The following is a 22,024-nucleotide window of genomic DNA, read 5'->3' as shown; positions in this document are numbered from 1 at the left end:
GCTACGCCGCCGGGGTTTCGGAAACCGGACCCACGTAGCGGATCCGGCCGCCCTCCACCCGGTGGACGTAGTAGATGTGGCCCTTCACCTGCTGGTACTCGTCGAAGGCGTACTGCTTCGTCAGGCCGCGGAAGGACCCCTTGGGGAGCGCGGACAGCAGCTCGGCGCGGGTCGGACGGGCGCCGCCCCGCGCCGCCGTCACGAGCCGGTCGATCACCAGACCCGCGGTGTCGTAGGCCTCCGCCGTCCAGGCGTCGGGGTCCGTTCCGTACGCCGCCCGGTGCGCTCGGGCCAGGTCGGCGACCTCCGGGGCGTCCGGGCCGGTGTACGGGGCGAGGAACTGCCAGCCCTCGGCCGCCGGGCCGGCGGCGGTGAGGAACTCCGGCCCCACGTTGGTGTAGTCGACGACCCGGGGCCCCGTGAACCGCGCGGCGGCGAGCAGCCCGGCCACCTTGGCGGCGCCCGCCGGGGTGCCGGCGTAGAAGAAGGAGTCGATCCCGTGGGCCAGCATGTCGTTCACGACCGGGGAGAGGTCTCCGACGCCGCGCGGGACCACCCGTGCGTACGCGGTGGCCTGCGGGGAGACCACGGTGAGGGTGCGGTTCGCCTGTTGGACCGCCTGCCAGCCCTCGACGTCGCCCTCGCGGTCGCAGAGGGCACCGAGGCGGCGCACTCCCTGCTTCCCGATCAACTGCAAGTTGAGGGCGGATCCTTGGGCGAGGGAGAGGGCGCTGGTCTGGAAGAAGCTGCGCCGGTCGGTGACGCCGAAGGCGGTCGCCAGGGCGGACACGGTGAGCAGGGGCAGGGCGGCCTCGCCGTACAGCTCCAGGCAGGGGACGACCGTGGCGTTGCCGGTCGGGCCGATCACGGCGAGCACGTCGCGGTTGGCGATGAGACCGGTGGCGGCGGCCGCGGAACGGTCGGCCCGCCCGGCGTCGTCGGCGGTGGCGACGGTGAGCGTGAAGGGTTTGTCCTTGCGGGAGTTGAAGGCGTCGACGGCGAGGCGGACGCCGCGTTCCTGGGCCTGCCCGAGGGCCTTCTGCGGGCCTGACAGGTCTGCCTGTACGCCGATCACCCACTGCCTGGGCGCGGCCGTCGCCCCCTTCCCCCGGTCCTCGTCGCGCAGGGCCAGCCAGGAGGCCAGACCACCGCCCGTGGCGAGCACGGCGCCGGCGGCGGCGAGGCCGAGGAAGCGCCTGCGGGAGGGCGCGGGTCCGGCGCCGGGAGCGGGGGCCGCGTCCGGGTCGGCGACGGTCTCGTCGATGCCGGGCAGGGCGAGCAGGGCGGCGGCCCGCTCGGCGATGGTGGCGACGACCGGGTCGGGCAGCCAGGCAGTGCCCTCCCCGGGGGTGTCCTCGGTCAGCGCCGCGTCGAGCTCGGCGGCGGTGGGGCGGATGTCGGGGTGCTTGGCGAGACAGGTCCGCAGGAGCACGGTGAGTTCGGGGTCGGCGAGGATCTCCGGGCCGAACTCGGGCTCGTCGTGGACGGTGCGGTAGAGCACCGCTTCCACGGTGCCGCTGCCGTAGGGCAGCCGGCCGGTGGCGGCGAAGGCGAGGAGGCAGCCGAGCGCGAAGACGTCCCCGGCCGGTTCGGCGGGGCGGCCCTCGGCCTGCTCGGGCGGGATGAAGCCGGGGGTGCCGAGGACGGCGTCGGCGGAGGTCAGGGCGGTGTGGTCGCCGCCGCGCGCGATCCCGAAGTCGATGAGCCGGGGCCTGTCCATGCCGAGGAGCACGTTGCCGGGTTTGACGTCGCGGTGCACGAGGCCCTGCCCGTGCATCACCCCGAGGGCTTTGGCCATGGCCTTGCCGAGGACCCGTACGGCGCGCAGCGGGAGCGGTCCGTGGGCGGCGACGGCCTCGGCGAGGGAGGGTCCGGCCACGAAGGCGGTGGCCAGCCACGGTTCGTGGGCGTCCGGGTCGGCGCCGGTGATCCGGACGGCCCAGGGGCTGTCCACTTCGGCCGCGATCTCCGCCTCGCGGCGGAAGCGCGCCCGGAAGTCGGCCTCGTCGGCGTACTCGGCGCGGATCACCTTGACGGCTGCGAGCGCGCCGTCGTCGGTACGGCCGAGGTAGACGACGCCCATGCCGCCGGCGCCGAGCCGCCCGAGGAGGCGGTAGTCGGCGATCCGCGAGGGGTCCGAGGGGTGCAGCCGTTCCATCAGCCCGCCGCCTTTCCGAGCTCCTGATGGGCCTGCAGCATCATGCGGCTGGTGCCCTGGACGACGAGCGCGCTCAGCGCCTCGGGAGTGAAGCCCTGCGCTCCCTTGCCCGCGATGGCGATGGTGACGGGTCCGAACTGCCCCTGGGACCAGAGGTAGGGGTGGGGGCCGCCGCCCTCCTCGCCGACGTACTGGCCGGACTCGGTGAAGGCGTCCTCGGTCCAGCCGTTCACCTGCTCCCCCTGGTAGAGGGAGGCTCCCCACAGACCCTTGAGCTCCTCGCCGGCGCGCAGTCGCTGGTCGGGGCAGCGCAGCACCTCCTCCATGGCGCGGGCGGTCTCCCAGCCGGATTCCAGGCGGCTGCGGTGGACGGTCACGGTCGCGTTGATCTGTACGCGGCCGTGGCCGTCCTTCGCGGGGATCTGGAAGTAGCGGGTGCTGGTGGCGAGGACGTCCTGCGGCAGCTTCTCGGTCTGCCAGACGCAGTCGGCGTCGAGGACGGGCCAGCGGGCCGGATCGCTCTCGAACGGGGTGCTGCGCCCCACCTCGGGGCCGAAGGCCTCCTGGCCGATGGCGATACTGCCGATGAGGGCCCGGGCGTCGGCTGCCGTCCTGGGCTGCTTGGACTCGTCCAGCTCGGGAATGAGCGGCGCGGTGGGCGTGCCCGACGACGCGGGCGCCGGCGTGGCGGCCGCACTCGCGGTCCCGCTCGCCGCACCGGCCGGGATGCGCTCGCCCGCGCCGTTCTTCCCCCCGCCCCCGTTCGAACAGCCCGCCAGTACGAGTAGGCCCGCCGCCACGCACCCGTAGGCGCGCAGCGCGGAGCTGCGTCTGTGTGTCACGTATCCCCCCACGGCAGCGATCGTACCCAGCCGCGGATCCTATGAACTGGCTTACGGGAAACGGATCTTGGGGTGGGAGAATGCGGACCATGCGCATTCGAACGGCACGTGCGGACGAACTGACCGTCCTCCAGGACATCGAGCGGGCCGCCGGGCTGTGCTTCCGGGACATCGGCATGCCGGAGATCGCCGACGACGAACCGCTGCCCCTCGGGGAGCTGGCCCGTTACGTGGCGGCCGGGCTGGCCTGGGTCGCGGTCGACGGGGCCGACGCCGGGGGCGCGGCCGGGGCAGACGCCGGGGCCGCGCCCCCGGTCGCGTACCTGATCGCCGACCGCGTGGACGGTGGCCTGCACGTCGAGCAGGTTTCGGTGCACCCTGGCCACGCGCGCCGCGGTATCGGCAGGGCCCTGCTGGACCGTCTCGCAGAGCGGGCCGCGCACGAGGGGGTGCGGGCCCTGACCCTCACCACCTTCACCGAGGTCCCCTGGAACGCCCCGTACTACGAGCGTTGCGGCTTCCGGCCGCTGGACGACGGTGCGCTCACTCCGGGCCTGCGGGAGATCCGGGCGCGGGAGGCGGAGCACGGCCTGGACCGGTGGCCCAGGGTCTGCATGCGCCGCGTCCTGTAGCGAATCCGTAGCACTGCACGCCTTCTGGCCTGCGTGGACGGCTCCGCATACTGGCGTCGTGAGAGACAACGTCAAGTTCCTGCCCCCGGCCGCGATACCCGAAGAGGGCGTCGGGGACTGGGCCGTCGACGACGCCTGGCAGTGGTGGGCGGCGCGGACGCCCGGCCTCTTCTCGCCCGCGGTCGGCGGTTGGGTCCTCGCCCCGATCGTTCTCGCCGGGTCGATCCTGATCGGCTGGAACGAGCCGGAGGAGGTCGGCCGGGTCGGCACCGATTGGGCCGGCTACTGGTTCGTGGTCCTGCTCCTCTGCTTCCCCTTGTGGTTCCGCTTCCTTCCGGCGGCGGCCATGGTGTCGGCGTCGGTGCTCGCGGTGACCTCCGGCATCTCCCTGCACACGGCTACCGAAACCGGTGACACCGCGGGCCTGGTCGGCGCGTGCCTGGTCCTCGGCGGCTGTGCGTACGCCTTCACCGGAGCCCTGTGGCGCCTGGCCTCCCGCGCCCGGCAGCGCGAACTCGCCCTCGCCGCCGCCGGAGAGACCCGCGCGCCGCTCCCCTTCAAGCTTCCCAGGGCCCACCGCCGGCGCGGCCTGCGGCTGATGCTCATCGGCAGCGGACTGTGCGCGGCCGCCGTCGCGCTGCTCGTCTGGGGCCTTGTCCAGGATTTCGGCGCCGAGCACGACGAAGCCCCGTACGACGCCGTCGCCCAGCAGGTCCTCGCCCTGCTGCTACTCATCCCCGGCACCCCCCTGCTCGGCCGGGGCATCACCGCCCGGCTGGCCGCCTGGCGGCTGCGCAACCGGCCGCAGCCCGTGCTGCGCGTGGGCGTCCGCGCCCGCTACTCGGGCCGCATGTGGCTGTACCCGGACGCCCGCACCACTGACGCGCCTGCGCTGATCGCCTTCCGTGACCGGAGGGGGAACACCGAGGAACGGACCAGGACCCTCGTCGGCGGCCGCGAGGACCGGCTGCGCGCCAGGCACCACGACGTCGACCCGCAGGCCGAGCCCTTCGAGGCGCTGCTGTACGGCCTGCCGGCCGAGGGCGCCGAGATCGTCCTGGAGTACGCGGCGATCACCGCCGCCACGATCGACGCCGACGTCATGGCGGTCCAGCTGGTTCCGGAGCGCCGCGACCGGCCGGGATCGTGGCGGGCGCGCAAGACCTCGTACCGGGTCGAAGAACGGGCACGGGAGGCTCGCCGCCGGGAGGAGCGGGCCGCGAGGAGCTCCGATTCGGGCAGCGGGGGCGGGAGCGGCTGCGGCTCGGCCAGTAGTTGTGGCAGCAGTTGTTCCAGCGGTTGCGGGGGCGGCGGCGGAGGCGACTGAGCCGACGTGCCGTCAGCGCCCGGGCCTGGTCGCGATGATGGCCGCGAAGGCGACGGGCCGCTGCTCCCGGGTGATGATCTCCGCCCGGGAGAACACGGACTTCGCGAGCCGGTCCGCCGGCTCTTCGAGCTCGTCCGGGGAAGCCATCAGGACGATGGCGCCCCGGGGAGCGAGCAGGGTGTCGAGGTCGGCCGCCAGCCGTTCGAGGTCCATCTGCGGATGGACCCCGCCGATGACGCACAGGTCGATGCGCGGAAGACAGAGGCGGGTGACGGCCGAGGTGTCGCCCTCCAGCCAGGAGACGTTGGAGCGGCCGCGCTCCTCGGCGAGCCGGCTCCCCTCGGCGAGCACGGCCGGATCCGGGTGGACCACGTAGACGTGGTCCACGAGCGCGGCCAGGGACAGGGCGGGCGCGCCGGGCCGGGGGCCCGTGCCGGCGGAGCCCTCACCCGGAGCCGGTTCCGGGCCCAGACCCAGACCCAATACGGTCTGCGAACCGTCGAGCAAGAACCTTTCCGCGAGCAGCGCGTGGAGCTCCGCCTCGTACGGCGTCCGGTATCGGGCGTCGGACGCGAAGGGCATGGTCATGGGGTCCTCCCTTGGCCGGGGTTGCGTCCGCCGATCGTGGAGCAGAAGCGGGCGCGCGGCCGAGGTTGACACCAGATGTCCCCCATATTGATTCCGGGTGACATCACGCGATGGACGCCGCCCTCCGCAGCACGGCGCACCGCGCGCTACGCCGTACCGCCCACCTCGCAGGCGTCCAGCGGCAGGAGCCGAGGGCGTTTGGCCGTACGCCCGTCGCCGGAGGAGCGGCCGCGCAGGCGACGGCCGAGCCAGGGGCCGAGGAAGCCGACCAGCCAGCGCGCTTCGGCCACCGCCGTGCGCATCCCGGTGGCGGGCGGGAGGGGCGGCAGGGGGCGGGTCCAGCTGTCGTCGCTGCCGGGCAGCAGCAGCGCGTGGGCGAGGGCGGCGGCGATCCGTTCGTGGCCGAGCGAGCTCGCGTGGAGCCGGTCCACCGCCCACAGCCGCGGGTCGGTGCCGACGGCCTCGCGGCCGGTCTCGGCGACGAGGACCCCGTGCCGGGCAGCCGCGTCACGGATGCGGTCGTTGAGGTCGAACACGCGGGGGCGAAGCGGCCGGGCGAGCGGGGCGATCTTCCCTATGTCGGGGAAGGTCGCCGTCACCACCCGGGCACCGGCGGCCGTGAGGGCGGCGAACATCTCCTCCATGTGTCCGACCGTCGCCACGGCGTCGAACGAGGGCCGGAGCAGGTCGTTGACCCCGGAGACCACGCTGGCCAGGTCGGGGCGCATGGCCAGCGCCGGTGCCAGCTGTTCGGCGTGGACCTGGGCGGCGACGCGTCCTCGTACGGCCAGGTTGGCGTACTGGAGCCGCGGTTGGGTGGCCGCGAGGTGCTCGGCGAGCCGGTCGGCGAAACCCCGGTGGCCGAGGGTGTCGTCCCCGTCGCCGAGGCCTTCGGTCTGACTGTCGCCGAGGGCGACGTAACGCAGGTAGGGGTGATCACCGTTCGGCACGGGCCTTGCGCCTTTCCTTGAGTACGGCGGCGGCGCGCAGGCACCAGTCCCGGTGTCCCTGTTCGAAGGCCCGCCCGCGCAGGGCGGTGAGGTATCCGCCCACTCCCCGGCCGCGGAGCAGGAACTCCTCCTCGTCCGCCTCGCCGCGCATCTGGCGCAGGAACGCGTCGAGGAGCTCGATCTTGGCCTCGGCCGCCGCCGCGCGCTCTTCGAGCTGTTCGATGACGGGCGCGGTGTCGATGCCGTCGGCGGCCTGCACCTTCACGAGGAGGTTGTCACGGATGACGGAGGGCTTGCAGACCGCCGCCGCGAAGGCCTCCAGTTCGGCGAGGCCGGCGTCGGTGACGCGGAACACGCGCTTGTTGGGCCGGCTCTCCTGGACCACCTCGCGGCCGGCCACGAGGCCGTCCTTCTCCAGTTTGGCCAGCTCTGTGTAGAGCTGCTGGGGCAGGGCGTGCCAGAAATTGGCCACGCCGATGTCGAACCCCTTCGCCAGCTGATAGCCGCTGTACTCGCCGCCCAGCAGCGCCGCCAGCACGGCATGTTTCAAGGCCACGAAGCAGCCCCCTTCCCTTCGCTCGTCCCACACGGCATCCTACTCAAGAAATTGAGTACTCACATTCTTGAGTATCAGGAGGGGTCATGGAAAGCGCCGAACGTTTCCGCACCGCCGTGGAGAAGCGCGATCTGAGCGTGCTGGACGAGCTGTTCACCGACGACATCCGGATGTACAGCCCGGTGAAGTTCAAGCCCTTCGAGGGCAAGCCCCTGGTCCTGGGCCTCTTCGGGGTACTGCTGCGCACCTTCGAGGACATCCGGTACGTGGGCCACTTCGAGGGATCGGCGGAGACCAGCGGGGACGGGGCCGAGGCCCCCTCGGTGATCCTGCCCTTCCGCGCCACCGTGCGCGGCAAGCAGGTGCACGGGATCGACTTGCTGCAGTTCGACGAGGAGGGCCGCGTCAAGGAGTTCACGGTGATGGTGCGCCCCCAGTCCGCGGTGCACGTCCTGGGCGAGGCCGTGCTGGCCGGCCTGATCGCCGACGGGCTCGTCCCCGATCCCACGTGATCGTGGGACGGAACGATGACCGTCACGTGCTCAGTCCGTAACGGTCCCGCAGGTGACGGGTGTCGGCGATCGCGCAGGGGCAGAACCGAAGCGTCGACCACTCGGTTCGCACCATTCGAAGGCACACGGGGGCCACCATGCGCACTGCCCGCGAGAACTGGAAAACCTATGCCCTCGGGGTCGCGGCCACCGCCGCGATCCTCTCGTCCACGGCCTGCCAGTCCGGGGGCGGCGACGACGGCAAGAAGCCCACCGCCTCCGGCGCCCCGGGCGCGAGCGCCGCACCCACCCCCTCCGGCACCCCGAGCCCGGCCGGCCCCACCCAGCCCGGCGGCGGGGGCACCACCAGCCCCTCGCGGAGCCCGGGTGGCGGTTCGGCCTCCCCCGGCGGTGGCGACAAGACCGACATCGCGGCCTGCAACGACAACGACCTCTCGATCACCACGTCGGGATGGCGGCAGGACTCGGGACAGCACCTCCTGATCACGGCCACCAACTTCACCGACAAGCCCTGCACCCTCTACCACTACCCGTACGTCCGCTTCGGCACCGACACCAGGGATCCGGTCGCTCCGATGGAGTCCAAGCCGAAGGCCATCGCCACGATCGGGCCGAAGGAGAAGGCCTACGCGGGCGTGTTCGTCTTCCGGGCCGGCCAGCAGACGCGGACCGTCACGTCGTTCGCCCTCGGCTACCAGGACCGCGCCTTCAACAGCAACAGGGACGTGGCGTCGCTCGACATCGGGCTGTCCCCCGAGGTCGGGTCCCTCACGGTCGGACCCACCCCGCGGGTCACCTACTGGAACACCGATCTCCGCGCGGTCGAGGACTACCTGTTCCGGTCGGGCAACAGCTAGGCCGCTCCCGCGCGGGTCCCGGTCCCGCGCGGGTCCCGTGTACGCGGGTGCCGTGTCCCGCACGGGCCCCGTCCGGTCACAGGGTGCGGCTGAACTCCAGTCTGTCGGCGAAGTTCCGGTAGCCGGCCCTCGTGAACGCCTTCGCCATGGCCTTGTTGGCCGCGTCGCAGTCCCCGCGGATCTCGGTGGCGCCGTTCGCCGCCAGGATCCGCGTACCGCGGACCACCGCGGAGGCGGCGTAGCCCTTGCCCCGGTGGGCGGGCGCGACGCCGACGAAGCCGATCACGTGCACGCTCGGGTTCCGCGCCGGCAGGCTGATCACCGCGGGGGTCCCGTCCTCGTCGTAGCCGATCTCCCACCATCCCGGCTCGTGCGCCAGCTCCGCCGTCTCCTCGAAGAGCCGCTCGGCCGCGCCGCGCGCCCCGTGGGTCCGGACGTCGTCGGCCAGCCGGGCGTCCGAGGTGTCGACGAGCAGCTCCTCCAGGAGGTCCACGAACGGTCCGGGGCCGAGGTCGGCGAGGGAGCGGAAGGTCAGCCGGTGGTCGTCGGCCGGCAGCTCGTCGGGAACGAGCAGGCCGAACCTGCGCCCGTCGCGGACCACCCGGAATCCGGCGCCCCGCAGCAACTCGCCCCGGCGCTCCGGGTCCCGCTGGAACTGCGGCGCCTGCGCGGGCGAGTCGACGACGTGCTCCAGCTCCTCCGCGCCGAGCTCGCGGGCCTTTCGGGCCGCCGCGTCGAGCAGCTCGGCCCCCACCTGTGCGTCCCCGGCCGGGGCCTCGAACAGGACGAAGGCGTAGGGAACGTCCTGTCCCGGCAGGGTCCACAGCACGACGCTGCCCACCGGCTCCCCCCGGCCGTCCTCGGCGACCAGACACCAGTCGGGCCGGGTGCACTTCGACTCCAGCAGCCCGTCGAGGTAGGCGCGGGTCGCGGCGTTGCGCTCGGCGTCGTCCGGATACGTGAGCAGCGCGGGGAGTTCGTGGGGGCGGGCGGAACGGATCAAGGTCACAGGCAGCCTTCGTCGAGCGGGGATGGTCGAGATCGCACCGAACCTATCTCCCGGCACGGCACCGGGCCAGCGATTTCGGGTGGGCAGGGGCGACCCGGAAATCGCGGGCGCGAGGGAACCTCTCGGAGGAGGCCGGCGTCTCATCCACTGAGAAGACGATCACTCGACCTACGGGGGTAGCGGCCGTGGCAGTCAATCTGGCCGAAGAGATCATGCTGTTGTCCCTGGACGACGAGTCCGGTTCGGCCAAGCAGCGACAGGCGGCAGCCTGGGCCGTGGCGGGCGGGATCCTGCTCGAACTGGTCCTGGCCGGACGGGTTTCGGTCACGGGCAAGTTCCTCGCGCTGACGGACACGACTCCGACCGGGGACGAGCTCCTCGACGGCCGGACGGCGCTGATCGAGTCCTGGATGCGGGGCCGCGCCAAGCGCAGGGTGACCGAGTGGCTGACGCGCGATCAGTCCAAGGCCGTCGCGGCGACGCTCCAGAGCCTGTGCGCGCGGGGCGTGGTCGTGGAGGAGAAGCACAAGGCGCTCGGCGTGTTCCCGGTGCGCCGCTATCCCGAGGCCGACGGTGCCGTCGAGCGTGAACTCCGCGAGCGGCTGCGGTCCGTCGTCATGGACGGCGCCGAGCCGGACGCGCGGACGGCCGGTCTCGTCGCGCTGATCCATTCCGCCAAGCTGCACCGTCTCGCCTTCCCCGACGGCGACCGCAAGCAGGTCACGGCGCGGATGGCGGAGGTCGCCGCCGGCCAATGGGCGGGCGAGAGCGTCCGCGCCGCCATCCGCGACATGCAGGCGGCGATGGCGGCGGTCACCGTGATCACCCTCGCCGGCGCCAGTTAGGCCGGGCCCGCTCGGGGGCCCGGCCGGGCCGTCAGGCCGCCGGTGTGCCGCTGAGGGGGTCCAGTTCGCGGCGTCGGCGGCTGATCGAGTCGGGGTCCCAGCCCGGTCGGGGTACGGAGGCCAGCAGCAGCCGCGTGTAGGGGTGGTGGGGGTCGGTGAGGAGCTCGGAGACCGGGCGGTGTTCCATCGTGCGGCCCCGGTACATGACGAGCGCCTCGTCGCACACGTAGCGCACGACGGCCAGGTCGTGGCTGACGAAGACCAGGCCGATGCCCGTGTCGCGGCGGATGTCCGAGAGCAGGTTGAGCACCTGCGCCTGGACGGAGACGTCCAGCGCGGACACCGCCTCGTCGAGCACCAGGACGGCCGGCTGGACCGCCAGCGCCCGGGCTATCGCCGCTCGTTGGCGCTGGCCGCCCGACAGGCGGCGGGGCAGTGCGGCCGCCTCGCGGTCGCCGAGTCCCACCTGGGCGAGCAGCTCCCGGACCCGCGCGGCGCGGGCCGCGCGGTCGGTCGTGCCGTGCAGCCGCAGGACCCCGTCGATCGTGGCGCCGATGCTCATCCTGGCGTCCAGGGAGAGATAGGGGTCCTGGAACACGATCTGAACGGCCTTGGCCCTCGCCAGCCGAGCCGGCCTCCCCCGTACGGAGGCCGCCAACGGTGTGCCCTGGACGAGGATCTCGCCCGCGTCGGGGCGTTCCAGACCGATCAGCATCCGGGCCGTGGTGGTCTTCCCGGAACCGGACTCCCCCACGATGCCGAGCGCCCCGCCCGCCCGTAGGGAGAAGGACAGGTCGTCGACGGCGACGACCTCGGTGCCGCCCGTGCGGTAGGTCTTGCGCAGGCCGGTCACCTTGAGAAGTTCCGCGGCCGCTCCACTGGGGGCGGTGCTCGGCTTGCTGGTCAACTGTCCTCCTTGCGGATGAGTTCGGCGGCGCGGTGGCAGGCGACCTCGGTCCGACCGTGCCGTTCCAGGTCCGGCGGACTCTGGTCGCAGCGGCCGGGTTCGGCGAAGCGGCAGCGGGGTGCGAAGGCGCAGCCGGGTGCGGTCTCCAGCAGTCCCATCGGAGCGCCGGGGATGGGGTTGAGGCGGGCGAGGGGTCCGGCGAGCGGCGGGGAGGAGCCGAGCAGGCCCGCGGTGTAGGGGTGCCGGGGGGCGGCGAAGAGTTCCGCCACGGGGGCGGTCTCCACGATCCGGCCCGCGTACATCACGTAGATCCGGTCGCTGACGGAGGCCGCCAGCTCGATGTCGTGGGTGATGAGGAGGAGCCCGAGGCCGCGTTCCCGTTGGAGTCGTCCCAGGACGGCCAGGATCTCGGCCTGGGTGCTGACGTCGAGCGCGGTGGTCGGCTCGTCGCAGAGCAGCAGTTTCGGCTCGGCGGTGAGGGCCGCGGCGATCACGACGCGTTGGAGCATGCCGCCGGACAGCTCGTGCGGGTACTGCCCGAGGTGCCGTACCGGGTCCGGGAGGCCGACCGCGTCGAGCAGTTCGGCGGCCCGTTTCCCGGCGCGTGCCTTGGTCCAGCCGTGGACGAGGCGCAGCGGCTCGGTGAGGAAGTCCCCCACCTTGCGCACCGGGTTGATGGCGGCGCGCGGATCCTGGTAGATCATCGCGGCCTTGTTGGCGCGTACGTCGCGCAGGCTCGCGGCGTCGGCGCCGACCAGGTCGGTGCCGTCGACCCGGACCCGGCCGCCGATCTCGGCGCCCTGCGGGAACAGGCCGAGGGCGGCGCGGGCGGTGACGGACTTCCCGGAGCCGGATTCGCCGACGAGGGCGACGACCTCCCCGGCGGCGACGCCGAGGCTCACGCCGTCGAGGAGCGGGCGGGCCATGGACGGGAGGGTGACGCGCAGGTCGTCGTAGGCGAGCAGTGTCATCAGGAATCCCTCCCCGCGAGCCGGTCGCCGAGGTCTTCCCCGACGACGTTGAAGGCGACGACGACCAGGACGACCGCCACGGCCGGCGCGATCGCGGACAGCGGCTGCCCCTGCAGGACGGCCGCCTGCCCTTGGTTGATCATGGCGCCCCAGTCGGGGGTGGGGGGCTGTACGCCGAGCCCGAGGAAGGAGAGCGCGGCGAGGTCGAGCAGTGCGTAGCCGAAGTTCACCGTCGACTGGGCGAGCAGGGTCGGGGCGATGTTGGGCAGCAGTCTGCGGACGGTGACGTACAGGCCGGAGTGGCCCTGTACCCGGTAGGCGGCGATGTAGGGGCGGGACTTCTCCTGTACGGCGAGTCCGCGGACGAGGCGTGCGGTGTACGGCATGTAGGCGATCGCCATGGCGATCACGGGCGCCGTCATCCCCTTGCCGAACAGGGCCACCGCGAGGATCGCGAGCAGCAGCGCGGGGAAGGCGAACACCACGTCCAGGACCCGGCCGACGGCGGTGTCGATCCAGCCGCCGCGCCAGGCGGCGAACAGGCCGACGGCGATGCCGAGGACGGTGGAGAACAGGACGACGGCGAGCGGGCCGGCGAGGCTGGTGCGGGTGCCGACGATGAGCGCCGAGAGGGTGTCGTGGCCGCCCTGGTCGGTGCCCAGCCAGTGCTGGGCGCTGGGCCCCAGCAGGGTGTCGCCGAGCTGACCGAAGGTCGGATCCTGCGGGGCGATCCAGGGGGCGAACACCGCGACCAGGACGAACAGGACGAGCAGCACCAGGCAGATCCGCTGGAGCGGGCCGCCGCCGAGGCGGCGGAGCCGGGCGAACCGGGCGGGCCGGGTGTGGGGCGGGCGCGGGGCGCGCGGGGCGCGGGTCTTGCTGCCCGCTGCGTGCAGGGTGCTCATCGGGCGCTCCCCGCCGCCGCCATGCGCGGATCGATCAGCGGGTGGACGAGGTCCACGAGGGCGTTGACGACCACGAACGCGGCCACCACCAGCAGCACGATCGCCTGGACCACCTGGAAGTCCAGCTGGTCCACGGACTGTACGAGCAGGGAGCCCACTCCGGACATTCCGAAGGCGGTCTCCACGATCGCGGTGCTGACGAGCATGCCCGAGACCAGGAGGGCGGAGACCGTCACGATCGGTCCGAGCGCGTTGCGCAGTACGTGGCGCCGGATGACGGTCCGCCGTGGTGTTCCCCGGCTCAGTGCGACCTCCACGTGTTCGCGGCGCAGTTCGTCGAGCATGGCCGAGCGGGTCACCCGGGTCACGAGGGCCGTGAAGGTCACGGACAGGGCGGCGGCCGGGAGGATCACGTGGTGCAGCCGGTCCAGGACGCCGGTGCCGTTGCCGATCGTCGGGAACCAGCCCAGCCGTACGCCCAGGACCGACCTGAGCAGCAGGGCCGCGACGAAGGCGGGCGCCGCTGCGCCCACCGTCACCATGAGCATCAGCGAGCGGTCGGTGCGCGATCCGCGGCGCAGCGCGCCGAGGATCCCGGAGCCGATGCCGAACACCGCGATCATCAGCGCGGCCGTGCCGATCAGCAGCAGGGAGGAGGGCAGCCGCGACCAGATGATCGCGCTGACGTCCTGGTGGAAGAGGTAGGAGCGGCCGAAGTCGCCGTGCAGCACGCCTTCGAGCCAGTTCCAGTAGCGGACGAGGAAGGGTTCGTCGAAGCCGTACTGGCGGCGGATCTCGGCGAGCTGCTCGGGGCTGGGGCTGCGCCCCTTGGTGAGGAAGCTCGCCGGGTCGCCGGGCGCCAGGAACAGGGAGGAGAAGACGAGGAAGGAGGTGACGAGCAGGGTCGCCGCCATGCCGGCCAGGCGGCGCAGCACCCGTGTGGCCCGGGCCGCGACGGCGGTCGCCGTCACGGCCGTCATCCCCTGGCTCCGATCTCGGCCGCCCACGGGTAGTAGAGGTAGGCGATGGAGGGCTGGACGCCGGTGATCCGCTTGCCGAGGAAGACGCTGACGGGCTGGGTGTACAGGGGCAGCCAGGGCAGCTCCTGCAGGGCGATCTTCTGGGCCTTTGCGTTGGCTTCCGCGTGCAGGCCCGGCTCGTAGGTCGCGATGGCCTCGTCGACGGCCGCGTCGAAGGCGGGGTTGGACCAGCCGCCGTAGTTGCTGTACGCGCCGGTCTGGAGGGAGCCGTACATGTCCAGCGGGTCGGTGATGGACGTGTACCAGAAGGTGAGGAAGAGGTCGATGCCCTCGCGCGCGGCCGGGTCGGTGAAGAGGGTCGTGTACTTCTCCGCCGACATGGAGTTGATCTCGGGCTTGAGGCCGATGGCCGTGGCGGCCTGAGCGACGGCCTGGGTGATGATGGTGGTCTGCGAGTCGAGCGGGCTCGTCGCGATCACGACCTTCTGGCCGTTCACTCCCGCCTCGGCGGCGAGCGCCTTGGCCTTCGCCGGGTCGTACGGGTACTTCGGCAGGTCCGCCAGGATCTTGTCGCGGGTCTCGTCGGGGGCGTCGGCCCAGAGGTTGTCGGTGACGAGCGAGTCGGCGACCTCGCCGACCCCGCCGGCGCCGGCCTTGACGATGCCCTTGCGGTCGGTGGCCATCAGCAGGGCCTGGCGCACCCGGGGGTCGCCGAGGGGGCCCTTGAGGTTGCTGACGACCTCGTCGGCGACGGAGGTGTTGCGGCCGAAGTAGAGCGTCCCGGCCTGGGTGGAGCCCAGTTGCGCGTACGCGTTCGGCGGGACCATCCAGCCGCCGTCGACCTCGCCGCTCTGGAAGGCGTTGACGCGGGTCGTGGCGTCGCCGAGGAAGACGAACTTGACCTTGTCGGACTTGGCCTTGAGCGTGGGGTTCCAGTAGTCGTCGAACCGCTTGAGCGTGAGGGACTGGCCGGAGGACCAGGAGTCGAAGGCGAACGGGCCGGTGCAGTTCACGCCGGTCTGCGGATTGCCGTAGTCCTTGCCGGACTTGGCGAGGGTGGCGGCGGACTCGACGGTGCCGGGGCTGGCGGCGAGGTACTTGTTGAAGGTGGAGTCGGGCTGCGTGAGGGTGACGGTGACCTCCATCGCCCCCGTCTTGTCCACGGACTTGACGTTGCGGAAGGGGTACGCCCAGACGCTGGCGGTCTCCGGGTCGATGTTGCGGCGCAGGGAGGCGACGACGTCGTCGGCGGTGAGCTTCGTACCGTCGTGGAAGCGGACGCCGGGGCGGATCTGGTAGACCCAGGTGGTGGGCGTGGGGTTGGTGTACGAGGTCGCGAGGTTCGGCGAGGTCGTCAGGTCCGGGTTCCAGCGCAGCAGGCTCTCGCAGACGTTGGCGAGGATCTGGTTCGGCGGGTAGTCGAACGCGTAGGCGTAGTCGATGGTGGTCGGCTCCGCGTAGGTCGACCAGGTGAAGGAGTCCAGGTTCCCGGTGGCGGCGGGCGTCTGGTCCGTGATCTTGTAGGCGACCGCCTTGTCCTTCTCGGGCTGGGCGGTCCCGCTGCACGCGCTGGTGGCGAGCACCGCGGCCGCCGCGAGGGTGGCGGCGATGGTGTGGCGGGCGCTGCGGTGGAGCGGGGTTCTCGTACGGGCTGATGACATCGTCTGAACTCCCTGAGGGATGAGCTCGGTGGGGTGGGTGACGCTCGGCCGGGGCGGTCCGGCCGGTGATGCCCTGTCGGTGACTGCTGCGCTGGGGAAGGCTCAGTCGGTGGCGGCGAAGACCAGTTCGCCGTCGATGTACGTGCGCAGCACGCGGGTGTCGGCGATCTGCGTCGGGGGGTGCTCGAAGGGATCCCGGTCGAGGACCACGAGGTCCGCGTACTTGCCCTCCTCGACGGTGCCGGTGACGTGGTCGAGGTGGTTCACCCAGGCGCTGCCGGCGGTGTAGGCGGTGAGGGCCTGGGAGAGGGTCAGGGCCTGTTCCGGGAAGAACGGCGGCGCCGGCTCGAAGGCCTCGGGCGAGTCGGGGGCCTCGTCCGGTACGGAGCGGTTGACCGCCACGTGGATGCCCCACAGCGGGTTGGGGCTGCTCACGGACCAGTCGCTGCCCGCGACGAGCCGGGCCCCGGCGCGCTGGAGATCTCCGAACGGGTACTGGAGCGCGGCCCGTTCGGGTCCGAGGAAGGGGATGGTGAGCTCGTCCATCTGCGGTTCGTGCGCGGCCCACAGGGCCTGGATGTTGGCGGCGGCCTCCAGGGTCGCGAAGCGGCCGATGTCGTCGGGGTGGACGACCTGGAGGTGGGCGAGGTGGTGGCGGTTGTCGTTGGCGCCGTTGGCCTCGCGGGCCGCGGCCAGTGCGTCGAGCACCTCCCGCACGGCGCGGTCCCCGAGCGCGTGGAAGTGGATCTGGAAGCCCGAGCGGTCGAGCCGGGACACGGCCTCGGTGAGCACGTCGGGGTCGATGAAGCTGAGCCCGGAGTTGCCGGTGGGGCAGCCGCAGCCGTCGAGGTAGGGCTCCAGCATGCCGGCGGTGAAGTTCTCGGCGATGCCGTCCTGCATCATCTTCACGCTGGTGGCGTGGAAGCGGCCGACCTGTCCGGTGCGGCGGCGCTCCTCCAGGTCGGATATCTGCTCCAGGCCGCGTTCGCGGTCCCACCACAGGGCGCCGACGACGCGGGCGCGCAGGGAGCCCTCGCGGGCGGCGCGCAGGTAGACGCCGAAGTTGTCGGGGTTGCCGGGGAAGGCGCCGATCATGGCGTCCTGCCAGCTGGTCACGCCCAGCGAGAACAGGTGCTCCTGCGCGGCGAGCAGGCCGGCGTGGGCCTCGTCCGGGGTCGCGATGGGCACGTGGCGGGCGACGAGCTCCACGGCGCCCTCCTGGAGGGTGCCGGCCGGGCTTCCGTCGGGCTCGCGCTCGATCCGGCCGTCGGCCGGGTCGGGGGTGGTGCGGTCGACGCCGGCGACCTCGAGCGCCCGGGTGTTGACCCAGGCTCCGTGGCCGTCGCGGTTGCCGAGCAGGACGGGCCGGTCGGGGATGACGGCGTCGAGCATGGCCCGCGTCGGGGTGCCGCCGGGGAAGACGTCCATCGACCAGCCGCCGCCGCGGATCCAGGGCGCTTCGGGGTGCTCCTCGGCGAAGGCGGCGACCACCGCCAGGTAACCGTCGATGGTGCGTTCCTCGCTCAGGTCGCAGCTGAGCATCTGGACGCCGGCCACTGCGGGGTGGACGTGGGCGTCCTGGAAACCGGGGACGAGGAGCCCTCCGGCGAGGTCGACCACCTCGGTGTCGGCGTCGGCGAGGGCGCGTACGGCCGCCTCGTCCGCGACGGCGAGGATCCGGCCGCCCCCGACCGCCACGGCGGCGTCGATCGGGGTGGGTGAGGTCCCGGTGAAGACCTTCCCCCCTACGAAGACGGTGTCGGCATGCTGCCTGGTCTTGCCCATCGACGCATCCTCACGCTCGGCGGGGCGAAACCCGCACGGCTTGTTCGTTGAGGAGGAGTGAACGGGAGCGCAACAATGTTGTCAACGGTGTTGCGCTCGCTCCGTTCCAAATCGATACACTGGCCGCACCATGCCGAAGTCATCTGAGACCACCACCCGGTCCAAGCGCGCGGGAAGCCAGCTCACACCCGACGTGATCATCGAAGCCAGCCTGCGCATCGCGGCCCGCGGCAGCGAGGACGCCTTCACCGTCCGACGACTCGGCGAGGAACTCGGCGCCGACCCGACAGCGATCTACCGGCACTTCCGCGACAAGGACGAGCTGCTGCTCTCCGTAGCCGACCGCACCCTGGGCGAGGTGCTCGACAGCATCCCCGAGGGCCTCGACTGGAAGGACCGGCTGCGCGCGCTCGCCGACGGCTCCCTCGAAGTCGCGCTCAGGTACCCGGTGGTCGGCTCCACCATGGCCAGCCGGACCACCCGCAGGCCCAACGAGTTCCGGGTCGTCGAGCTGATCCTCGGCGCCGTGACGGAGGCCGGCCTCGAAGGGGCCGAGGCCGCCGTCCACTACCGGATGGTCGGCGACTCCCTGCTCGCGTACGTCGGCCAGCGCGCGGCCTACCTGCTGTTCGCCCCGGAGATCCGGGAGGCCGACGAGAACTCCTGGAACCGCGAGTACCGCCTGGTCGACCCCGAGGGCTTCCCCCACATCACCCGACTGAGCGGCGATCTGGCCGAGGTGACGGAGGAACAGATCTTCCAGGCCCGGGTCGAAGCCCTGATCACCTCGATCGAGACCCGGGTGCGGACGCTGCGCGGGGCGTAGCCGGCACGGCAGCGGTCCCCGTCACGGCGCCGGGCGTCACCTGGGCGGGGTCAGCCGCTCCCACAGGAAGGTGTGGACGAGCGCCTCGTTGAAGGCGGTCTGCCCGTGGTCGGTGGCGCCCGCGTGGCCGCCGCCGAGGTGCTCGTGGAACAGCACCGGATGCCCGTGCTCGCGCAGCCGCGCGGCCATCTTGCGGGCGTGGCCCGGGTGGACCCGGTCGTCACGGGTCGAGGTCAGCAGGAGCAGCGGCGGGTACGCGGGCCCGTCCGCCCGGACCTGGTGGTACGGGGAGATCCGCTCCAGGTGGGTCCGGTCGGCCGGGTCGTCCGGGTCCCCGTACTCGGCGATCCAGCTGGCACCGGCCAGCAGCTTGTGGAAGCGGAGCATGTCCAGCAGCGGCACGTGGGCGACGACCGCGCCGAAGAGCTCCGGGTCGCGGGTGAGCATCGCGCCCATGAGGAGCCCGCCGTTGCTGCCGCCCTCGATGCCCAGCTGCGCCGGCGTGGTGATGTCCCGGGCGACGAGGTCCCGGGCGATCGCGGCGAAGTCCTCGTAGGCCCGGACCCGGTTCGCTCCGAGGGCCGCCTTGTGCCAGCCGGGCCCGTACTCGTGCCCTCCCCGGATGCCCGCGACCACGTACGTGCCGCCGCGCGCCAGCCAGGCACGCCCGGTGACCGCGCTGTACCCCGGGAGCATGGAGACCTCGAAGCCGCCGTAGCCGTAGAGCAGGGTGGGCCCGGGGCCGGGCCGGTCCTCGGGGCCGACGACGAAGTACGGCACCCTCGTGCCGTCCGCGGAGGTCGCGAAGTGCTGGCGCACCGCGAGGCCGGCGGTGTCGAAGAGCGCCGGCTCCTGCTTGAGGCTCTCGCTGTCACTGCCGCTGTCGCTCGCGCCGTCGCCGCCCGCCGTGCCCCGGTAGAGGGTGGAGGGCTGGAGGAAGCCGCTCACGTGGTGGAAGTACTCGTCGCCCGCGTCCGGGTCGGTACAGGTGACCGAGGCCGTGGAGAGCGGCGGCACCCCCGCCAGCGGCGCGCGCCGCCAGCCGTCGGGGCCCGGCGTGAGGAGCTCCATCCGGGAGGAGACGTCGGCGCTGGTGCTGAGGATCAGGTGATTGCGGGTCCAGCTGTACCCGGCGAGCGCGGTGCGCTCGTCCGGGGTGAACAGCACCTCGGCCTCCCGCTCCCCCGCGAGGAAGGCCTGGAAGCCGAAGGCGAGCAGGGTGCCCTCGGGGTGGCCCAGCCAGGGCGATTTGGTGGTGACGGTGAGCCAGTCGCGGTGTACGTGGGCGCTCGCGTCGTCCGGTACGTCGATCTTCAGCGGCGGGCCGTCCGCGGCCGCTCCCTCGGGGAGGAGGAACAGCTCCTGCTTCCAGAAGTCGATCTGGCGGTGGACGAAGTCCCGCTCAAAGCCGGGCGTGTCGTCGTGCCAGCCGGAGGCCGACAGGTCCGAGGGCCGTCCCTCGTAGACCTTCTCCGCCTCGGCGAGCGGGGTGCCGCGCCGCCAGCGGCGCACCTGGAGCGGATAGCCGGACCCTGACATCGATCCCTCACCGAAGTCCGTACCGACCCAGACCCGGTCCCGGTCGATCCATCCGATGCGGGTCTTGGCCTCCTCGACCGTGAATCCGTCCTCGACGAACTCCAGGGTTTCGAGGTCGAACTCGCGCACCACGCAGGCGTCCGCGCCGTCCCGCGACAGCATGACCAGTGCGTGCCGGTACGCGGGGGCCAGCACGGCCGCGCCCGCCCAGGCCCACTTCTCGCCCTCGGCCCCGGCGAGTGCGTCCAGGTCGAGGACCACCTCCCAGGCCGGCCGCTCCGTGCGGTACTCCTCCAGAGTGGTGCGCCGCCACACCCCGCGGACGCGGTCGGCGTCCTGCCGGAAGTCGTACAGGTGCGGGCCCCGGCGGACGACGTAGGGGATCCGGCCGTCGTCGTCGAGCACCTCGCGGACCTCGCGTTCCAGCACCTTGAACCGGGGGGATCCGGTCAGTGCCGCGACGGTCTCGGCGTTGCGCTCCCGCACCCAGGCGAGGGCTTCCTCGCCGGACACGTCTTCCAACCAGAGGTAGGGGTCTTCATCACTCATCCGCCGATTGTGCAGGATGCCCGGGTGCGGTCCGCGCGGCCCCCGGCCCGGGCCCGGCCGCGAGGCGGTCCTCGCGCAGGGCCGTGCGCACCGACCAGACCACCGAGACCAGGGGGACCGCGACCACCGCGCCGACCACCCCGGCCGCGATGGTCCCCGCGACCACCGAGATCGCCACGACGAGCGGGTGCAGCCGGACCGCCCGGCTCATCACCAGCGGGTGCAGCAGATGGCCCTCGATCTGGCCGATGACCACGATCAGCGCGATCACCAGCCCCGCGACGAGCGGCCCCTTCGCGGCCAGCGCGACCACGGCGGCGACGGCCAGCGCGATGGGCGATCCCACGAGGGGGATGAAGGCCGCGAGGAACTCCAGCAACGCCAGGGGCACGGCCAGCGGCACGCCGAGGAAGTACAGGGCCAGCCCGACGAGGACGGCGTTCACGGCCGCGACGATGACGATCCCGTGGGTGTATCCGGTGAACGTACGCCAGGCCGCGCGCCCGGCGACCGCCACGCGGCCCTGCGCCGGTGCGGGCAGCTGTCCGCAGAACCACGACCACTGGCCGTCGCCGCCGTAGAGGAAGAAGACCGAGCAGAAAACGGCGAGGGCGACGACGGTGAGGACGTGGATCAGCTGCCCGGCGCCGCTGACCGCCGTACTGAGGAGGGTGGAGCGGTGGCTCGACAGGTACGCGCCGACCCGCGACTGGACGTTGGACAGCGCGTCCGGGTTCAGCCGGAAGGGCGGCCGCTCCAGCCATTCCTCGATGCTGTCGAGTCCGCTGCGGAACTCCCCGACCAGGGTGGTGCTCTCCCCCGCCACCGCCTCGCCGACCAGGGCCAGCACCCCCAGCAGCAGCACCGCGCTGCCGAGGAGACAGAGCGCGACGGCGAGCGACCGGGGCATCCTCCGCGCGAGGCGCCGGGTGGGCGCGGACAGCAGGGCCGCCACCACCAGCGCGAGGAACAGCGCGACGGCGATCTCGTGGAAGCGGCCGAGCACGGCGAAGACCGCGTACACGGCGGCGCCGACGACCAGCAGGCGCCAGGCGTACGACGCGGCCGTACGCAGGAAAGGTGACACCGGCTGCATGGTCCATGGCTGCCACACCGGAGCGGCGTTCCCACACCCCGGTGCCCGGATTCCCCCGTCCGGGGCGCCGGGGTACGGCCGTCGGCTCGTTGCCTGCGGTTCGGGGTGACCGTCCTGTCCCGGCACCCGGTCGCGGCCACCGTGAACGACGCGATCACCCGGCTCTCGACCCAGGACCCGGGGCCGACGCCGGTACCCGCTCCCGCCCCCGGTTTCGGGGAGGTCGTGTTGCGAGTGCGGGGCACGGTCCTGCGCGCCTACGCGACCCACCTCGACTACCGCGCGGATCCTGCCGTGCGGGATCCGATGTTTCCCGCCGGGCGGGCCGGTGCGGCGGATCGACTACGTGGCCGTGTCGGCGGGAGTACGGGTGCGCTGCGCGACGGTGGCCGACAGCCTCGCCTCCGACCACCGTCCCGTCGTGGCGGACCTACAGCTTCCGGTTACTAGCGAGGAATCACGAGCTTTGGCTATGGTGAGCGCCCTCCGCTCGAACGGCCTTCGGATCCCATGAACCCATAGGTATCCG

The 22,024-nt window shown here is 72.5% G+C and carries 20 protein-coding genes and 1 pseudogene; 7 read left to right on the top strand and 14 right to left on the bottom strand.

The features are described 5' to 3' along the window. Position 1: 1 nt before the first annotated feature. The gene (locus OG625_RS35490; protein WP_329389204.1) at positions 2 to 2,158 is read right to left on the bottom strand and encodes a bifunctional serine/threonine-protein kinase/ABC transporter substrate-binding protein; all 2,157 of its coding nucleotides are present in this window, start codon (positions 2,156 to 2,158) and stop codon (positions 2 to 4) included. Continuing rightward, the gene (locus tag OG625_RS35485) at positions 2,158 to 3,000 is read right to left on the bottom strand and encodes a hypothetical protein (protein ID WP_329389203.1); all 843 of its coding nucleotides are present in this window, start codon (positions 2,998 to 3,000) and stop codon (positions 2,158 to 2,160) included. The genes OG625_RS35490 and OG625_RS35485 overlap by 1 nt, the downstream gene beginning before the upstream one ends. 89 nt (positions 3,001 to 3,089) lie before the next feature. Between OG625_RS35485 and OG625_RS35480 the strand changes: the two genes are divergently transcribed. Both OG625_RS35480 and OG625_RS35475 read left to right on the top strand, forming a co-directional pair. Beyond that, on the top strand, positions 3,090 to 3,632 hold the full coding sequence (locus OG625_RS35480; protein WP_329389201.1) for a GNAT family N-acetyltransferase: 543 nt from the start codon (positions 3,090 to 3,092) through the stop codon (positions 3,630 to 3,632). Between the two features lie 58 nt (positions 3,633 to 3,690). Continuing rightward, positions 3,691 to 4,959: a hypothetical protein gene (locus OG625_RS35475; RefSeq protein WP_329389199.1), complete on the top strand. Its 1,269-nt coding sequence runs from the start codon at positions 3,691 to 3,693 to the stop codon at positions 4,957 to 4,959. A 12-nt stretch (positions 4,960 to 4,971) separates the two neighbouring features. On the opposite strand, the gene OG625_RS35470 is transcribed toward OG625_RS35475, so the two are convergent. From OG625_RS35470 to OG625_RS35460, 3 genes are all read right to left on the bottom strand, one after another. Beyond that, positions 4,972 to 5,547, bottom strand: a complete 576-nt coding sequence (locus tag OG625_RS35470) for a hypothetical protein (protein ID WP_329389197.1) — start codon at positions 5,545 to 5,547, stop codon at positions 4,972 to 4,974. Positions 5,548 to 5,693: 146 nt separating this feature from the next. Then, positions 5,694 to 6,497 carry an SGNH/GDSL hydrolase family protein gene (locus tag OG625_RS35465; RefSeq protein WP_329389195.1) on the bottom strand — a complete coding sequence of 268 codons (804 nt, stop codon included), beginning with the start codon at positions 6,495 to 6,497 and terminating at the stop codon, positions 5,694 to 5,696. Further along, a complete protein-coding gene (locus OG625_RS35460; protein ID WP_329389193.1) occupies positions 6,484 to 7,053 on the bottom strand; it encodes a PadR family transcriptional regulator in 570 nt (189 codons plus the stop codon). Before OG625_RS35460 ends, OG625_RS35465 begins: the two co-directional genes overlap by 14 nt. An 86-nt stretch (positions 7,054 to 7,139) precedes the next feature. Between OG625_RS35460 and OG625_RS35455 the strand changes: the two genes are divergently transcribed. Then, on the top strand, positions 7,140 to 7,565 hold the full coding sequence (locus OG625_RS35455) for a nuclear transport factor 2 family protein (RefSeq protein ID WP_329389191.1): 426 nt from the start codon (positions 7,140 to 7,142) through the stop codon (positions 7,563 to 7,565). A 137-nt stretch (positions 7,566 to 7,702) separates the two neighbouring features. Continuing rightward, entirely contained in the window at positions 7,703 to 8,422 is a 720-nt protein-coding gene (locus OG625_RS35450; RefSeq protein WP_329389188.1) for a DUF4232 domain-containing protein, read from the top strand. A 76-nt stretch (positions 8,423 to 8,498) separates the two neighbouring features. On the opposite strand, the gene OG625_RS35445 is transcribed toward OG625_RS35450, so the two are convergent. Continuing rightward, positions 8,499 to 9,431 (bottom strand): GNAT family N-acetyltransferase, encoded by a 933-nt coding sequence (locus tag OG625_RS35445; RefSeq protein WP_329389186.1) that lies wholly within the window; start codon positions 9,429 to 9,431, stop codon positions 8,499 to 8,501. A 185-nt stretch (positions 9,432 to 9,616) separates the two neighbouring features. Here OG625_RS35445 and OG625_RS35440 point away from each other — a divergent pair, with 185 nt between their 5' ends. Further along, a complete protein-coding gene (locus OG625_RS35440) occupies positions 9,617 to 10,276 on the top strand; it encodes a GOLPH3/VPS74 family protein (RefSeq protein WP_329389184.1) in 660 nt (219 codons plus the stop codon). Between the two features lie 31 nt (positions 10,277 to 10,307). On the opposite strand, the gene OG625_RS35435 is transcribed toward OG625_RS35440, so the two are convergent. The 6 genes from OG625_RS35435 to OG625_RS35410 form a co-directional block, all read right to left on the bottom strand. After that, the gene (locus tag OG625_RS35435) at positions 10,308 to 11,183 is read right to left on the bottom strand and encodes an ABC transporter ATP-binding protein (protein WP_329389182.1); all 876 of its coding nucleotides are present in this window, start codon (positions 11,181 to 11,183) and stop codon (positions 10,308 to 10,310) included. Beyond that, the gene (locus OG625_RS35430) at positions 11,180 to 12,154 is read right to left on the bottom strand and encodes an ABC transporter ATP-binding protein (protein WP_329389180.1); all 975 of its coding nucleotides are present in this window, start codon (positions 12,152 to 12,154) and stop codon (positions 11,180 to 11,182) included. The genes OG625_RS35435 and OG625_RS35430 overlap by 4 nt, the downstream gene beginning before the upstream one ends. Continuing rightward, positions 12,154 to 13,059, bottom strand: a complete 906-nt coding sequence (locus OG625_RS35425) for an ABC transporter permease (protein ID WP_329389178.1) — start codon at positions 13,057 to 13,059, stop codon at positions 12,154 to 12,156. Before OG625_RS35425 ends, OG625_RS35430 begins: the two co-directional genes overlap by 1 nt. Next, the gene (locus OG625_RS35420) at positions 13,056 to 14,039 is read right to left on the bottom strand and encodes an ABC transporter permease (protein WP_329389175.1); all 984 of its coding nucleotides are present in this window, start codon (positions 14,037 to 14,039) and stop codon (positions 13,056 to 13,058) included. The genes OG625_RS35425 and OG625_RS35420 overlap by 4 nt, the downstream gene beginning before the upstream one ends. Beyond that, positions 14,036 to 15,700, bottom strand: coding sequence for an ABC transporter substrate-binding protein (locus OG625_RS35415; RefSeq protein WP_329389173.1), 1,665 nt, complete (start codon positions 15,698 to 15,700; stop codon positions 14,036 to 14,038). The genes OG625_RS35420 and OG625_RS35415 overlap by 4 nt, the downstream gene beginning before the upstream one ends. 102 nt (positions 15,701 to 15,802) lie before the next feature. Then, positions 15,803 to 17,485, bottom strand: coding sequence for an amidohydrolase (locus OG625_RS35410; protein ID WP_329389171.1), 1,683 nt, complete (start codon positions 17,483 to 17,485; stop codon positions 15,803 to 15,805). A 130-nt stretch (positions 17,486 to 17,615) separates the two neighbouring features. Between OG625_RS35410 and OG625_RS35405 the strand changes: the two genes are divergently transcribed. After that, on the top strand, positions 17,616 to 18,311 hold the full coding sequence (locus OG625_RS35405; protein ID WP_329389168.1) for a TetR/AcrR family transcriptional regulator: 696 nt from the start codon (positions 17,616 to 17,618) through the stop codon (positions 18,309 to 18,311). Between the two features lie 36 nt (positions 18,312 to 18,347). Here the strand turns inward: OG625_RS35405 and OG625_RS35400 are convergent, their stop codons facing one another. Further along, positions 18,348 to 20,399 carry a prolyl oligopeptidase family serine peptidase gene (locus tag OG625_RS35400; protein ID WP_329389166.1) on the bottom strand — a complete coding sequence of 684 codons (2,052 nt, stop codon included), beginning with the start codon at positions 20,397 to 20,399 and terminating at the stop codon, positions 18,348 to 18,350. Further along, positions 20,392 to 21,495, bottom strand: coding sequence for an AI-2E family transporter (locus OG625_RS35395; protein ID WP_329389164.1), 1,104 nt, complete (start codon positions 21,493 to 21,495; stop codon positions 20,392 to 20,394). Before OG625_RS35395 ends, OG625_RS35400 begins: the two co-directional genes overlap by 8 nt. Positions 21,496 to 21,573: 78 nt before the next feature. Here OG625_RS35395 and OG625_RS35390 point away from each other — a divergent pair. Then, a pseudogene (locus OG625_RS35390) lies at positions 21,574 to 22,009 on the top strand (endonuclease/exonuclease/phosphatase family protein); the annotation flags it as partial. Positions 22,010 to 22,024 lie beyond the last annotated feature (15 nt).

It is taken from the genome of Streptomyces sp. NBC_01351 (assembly GCF_036237315.1).
Taxonomy (GTDB): Bacteria; Actinomycetota; Actinomycetes; order Streptomycetales; family Streptomycetaceae; genus Streptomyces.
Note: the sequence above shows the minus strand (reverse complement) of the source record. Positions and strands in the feature narration are given on the sequence as shown.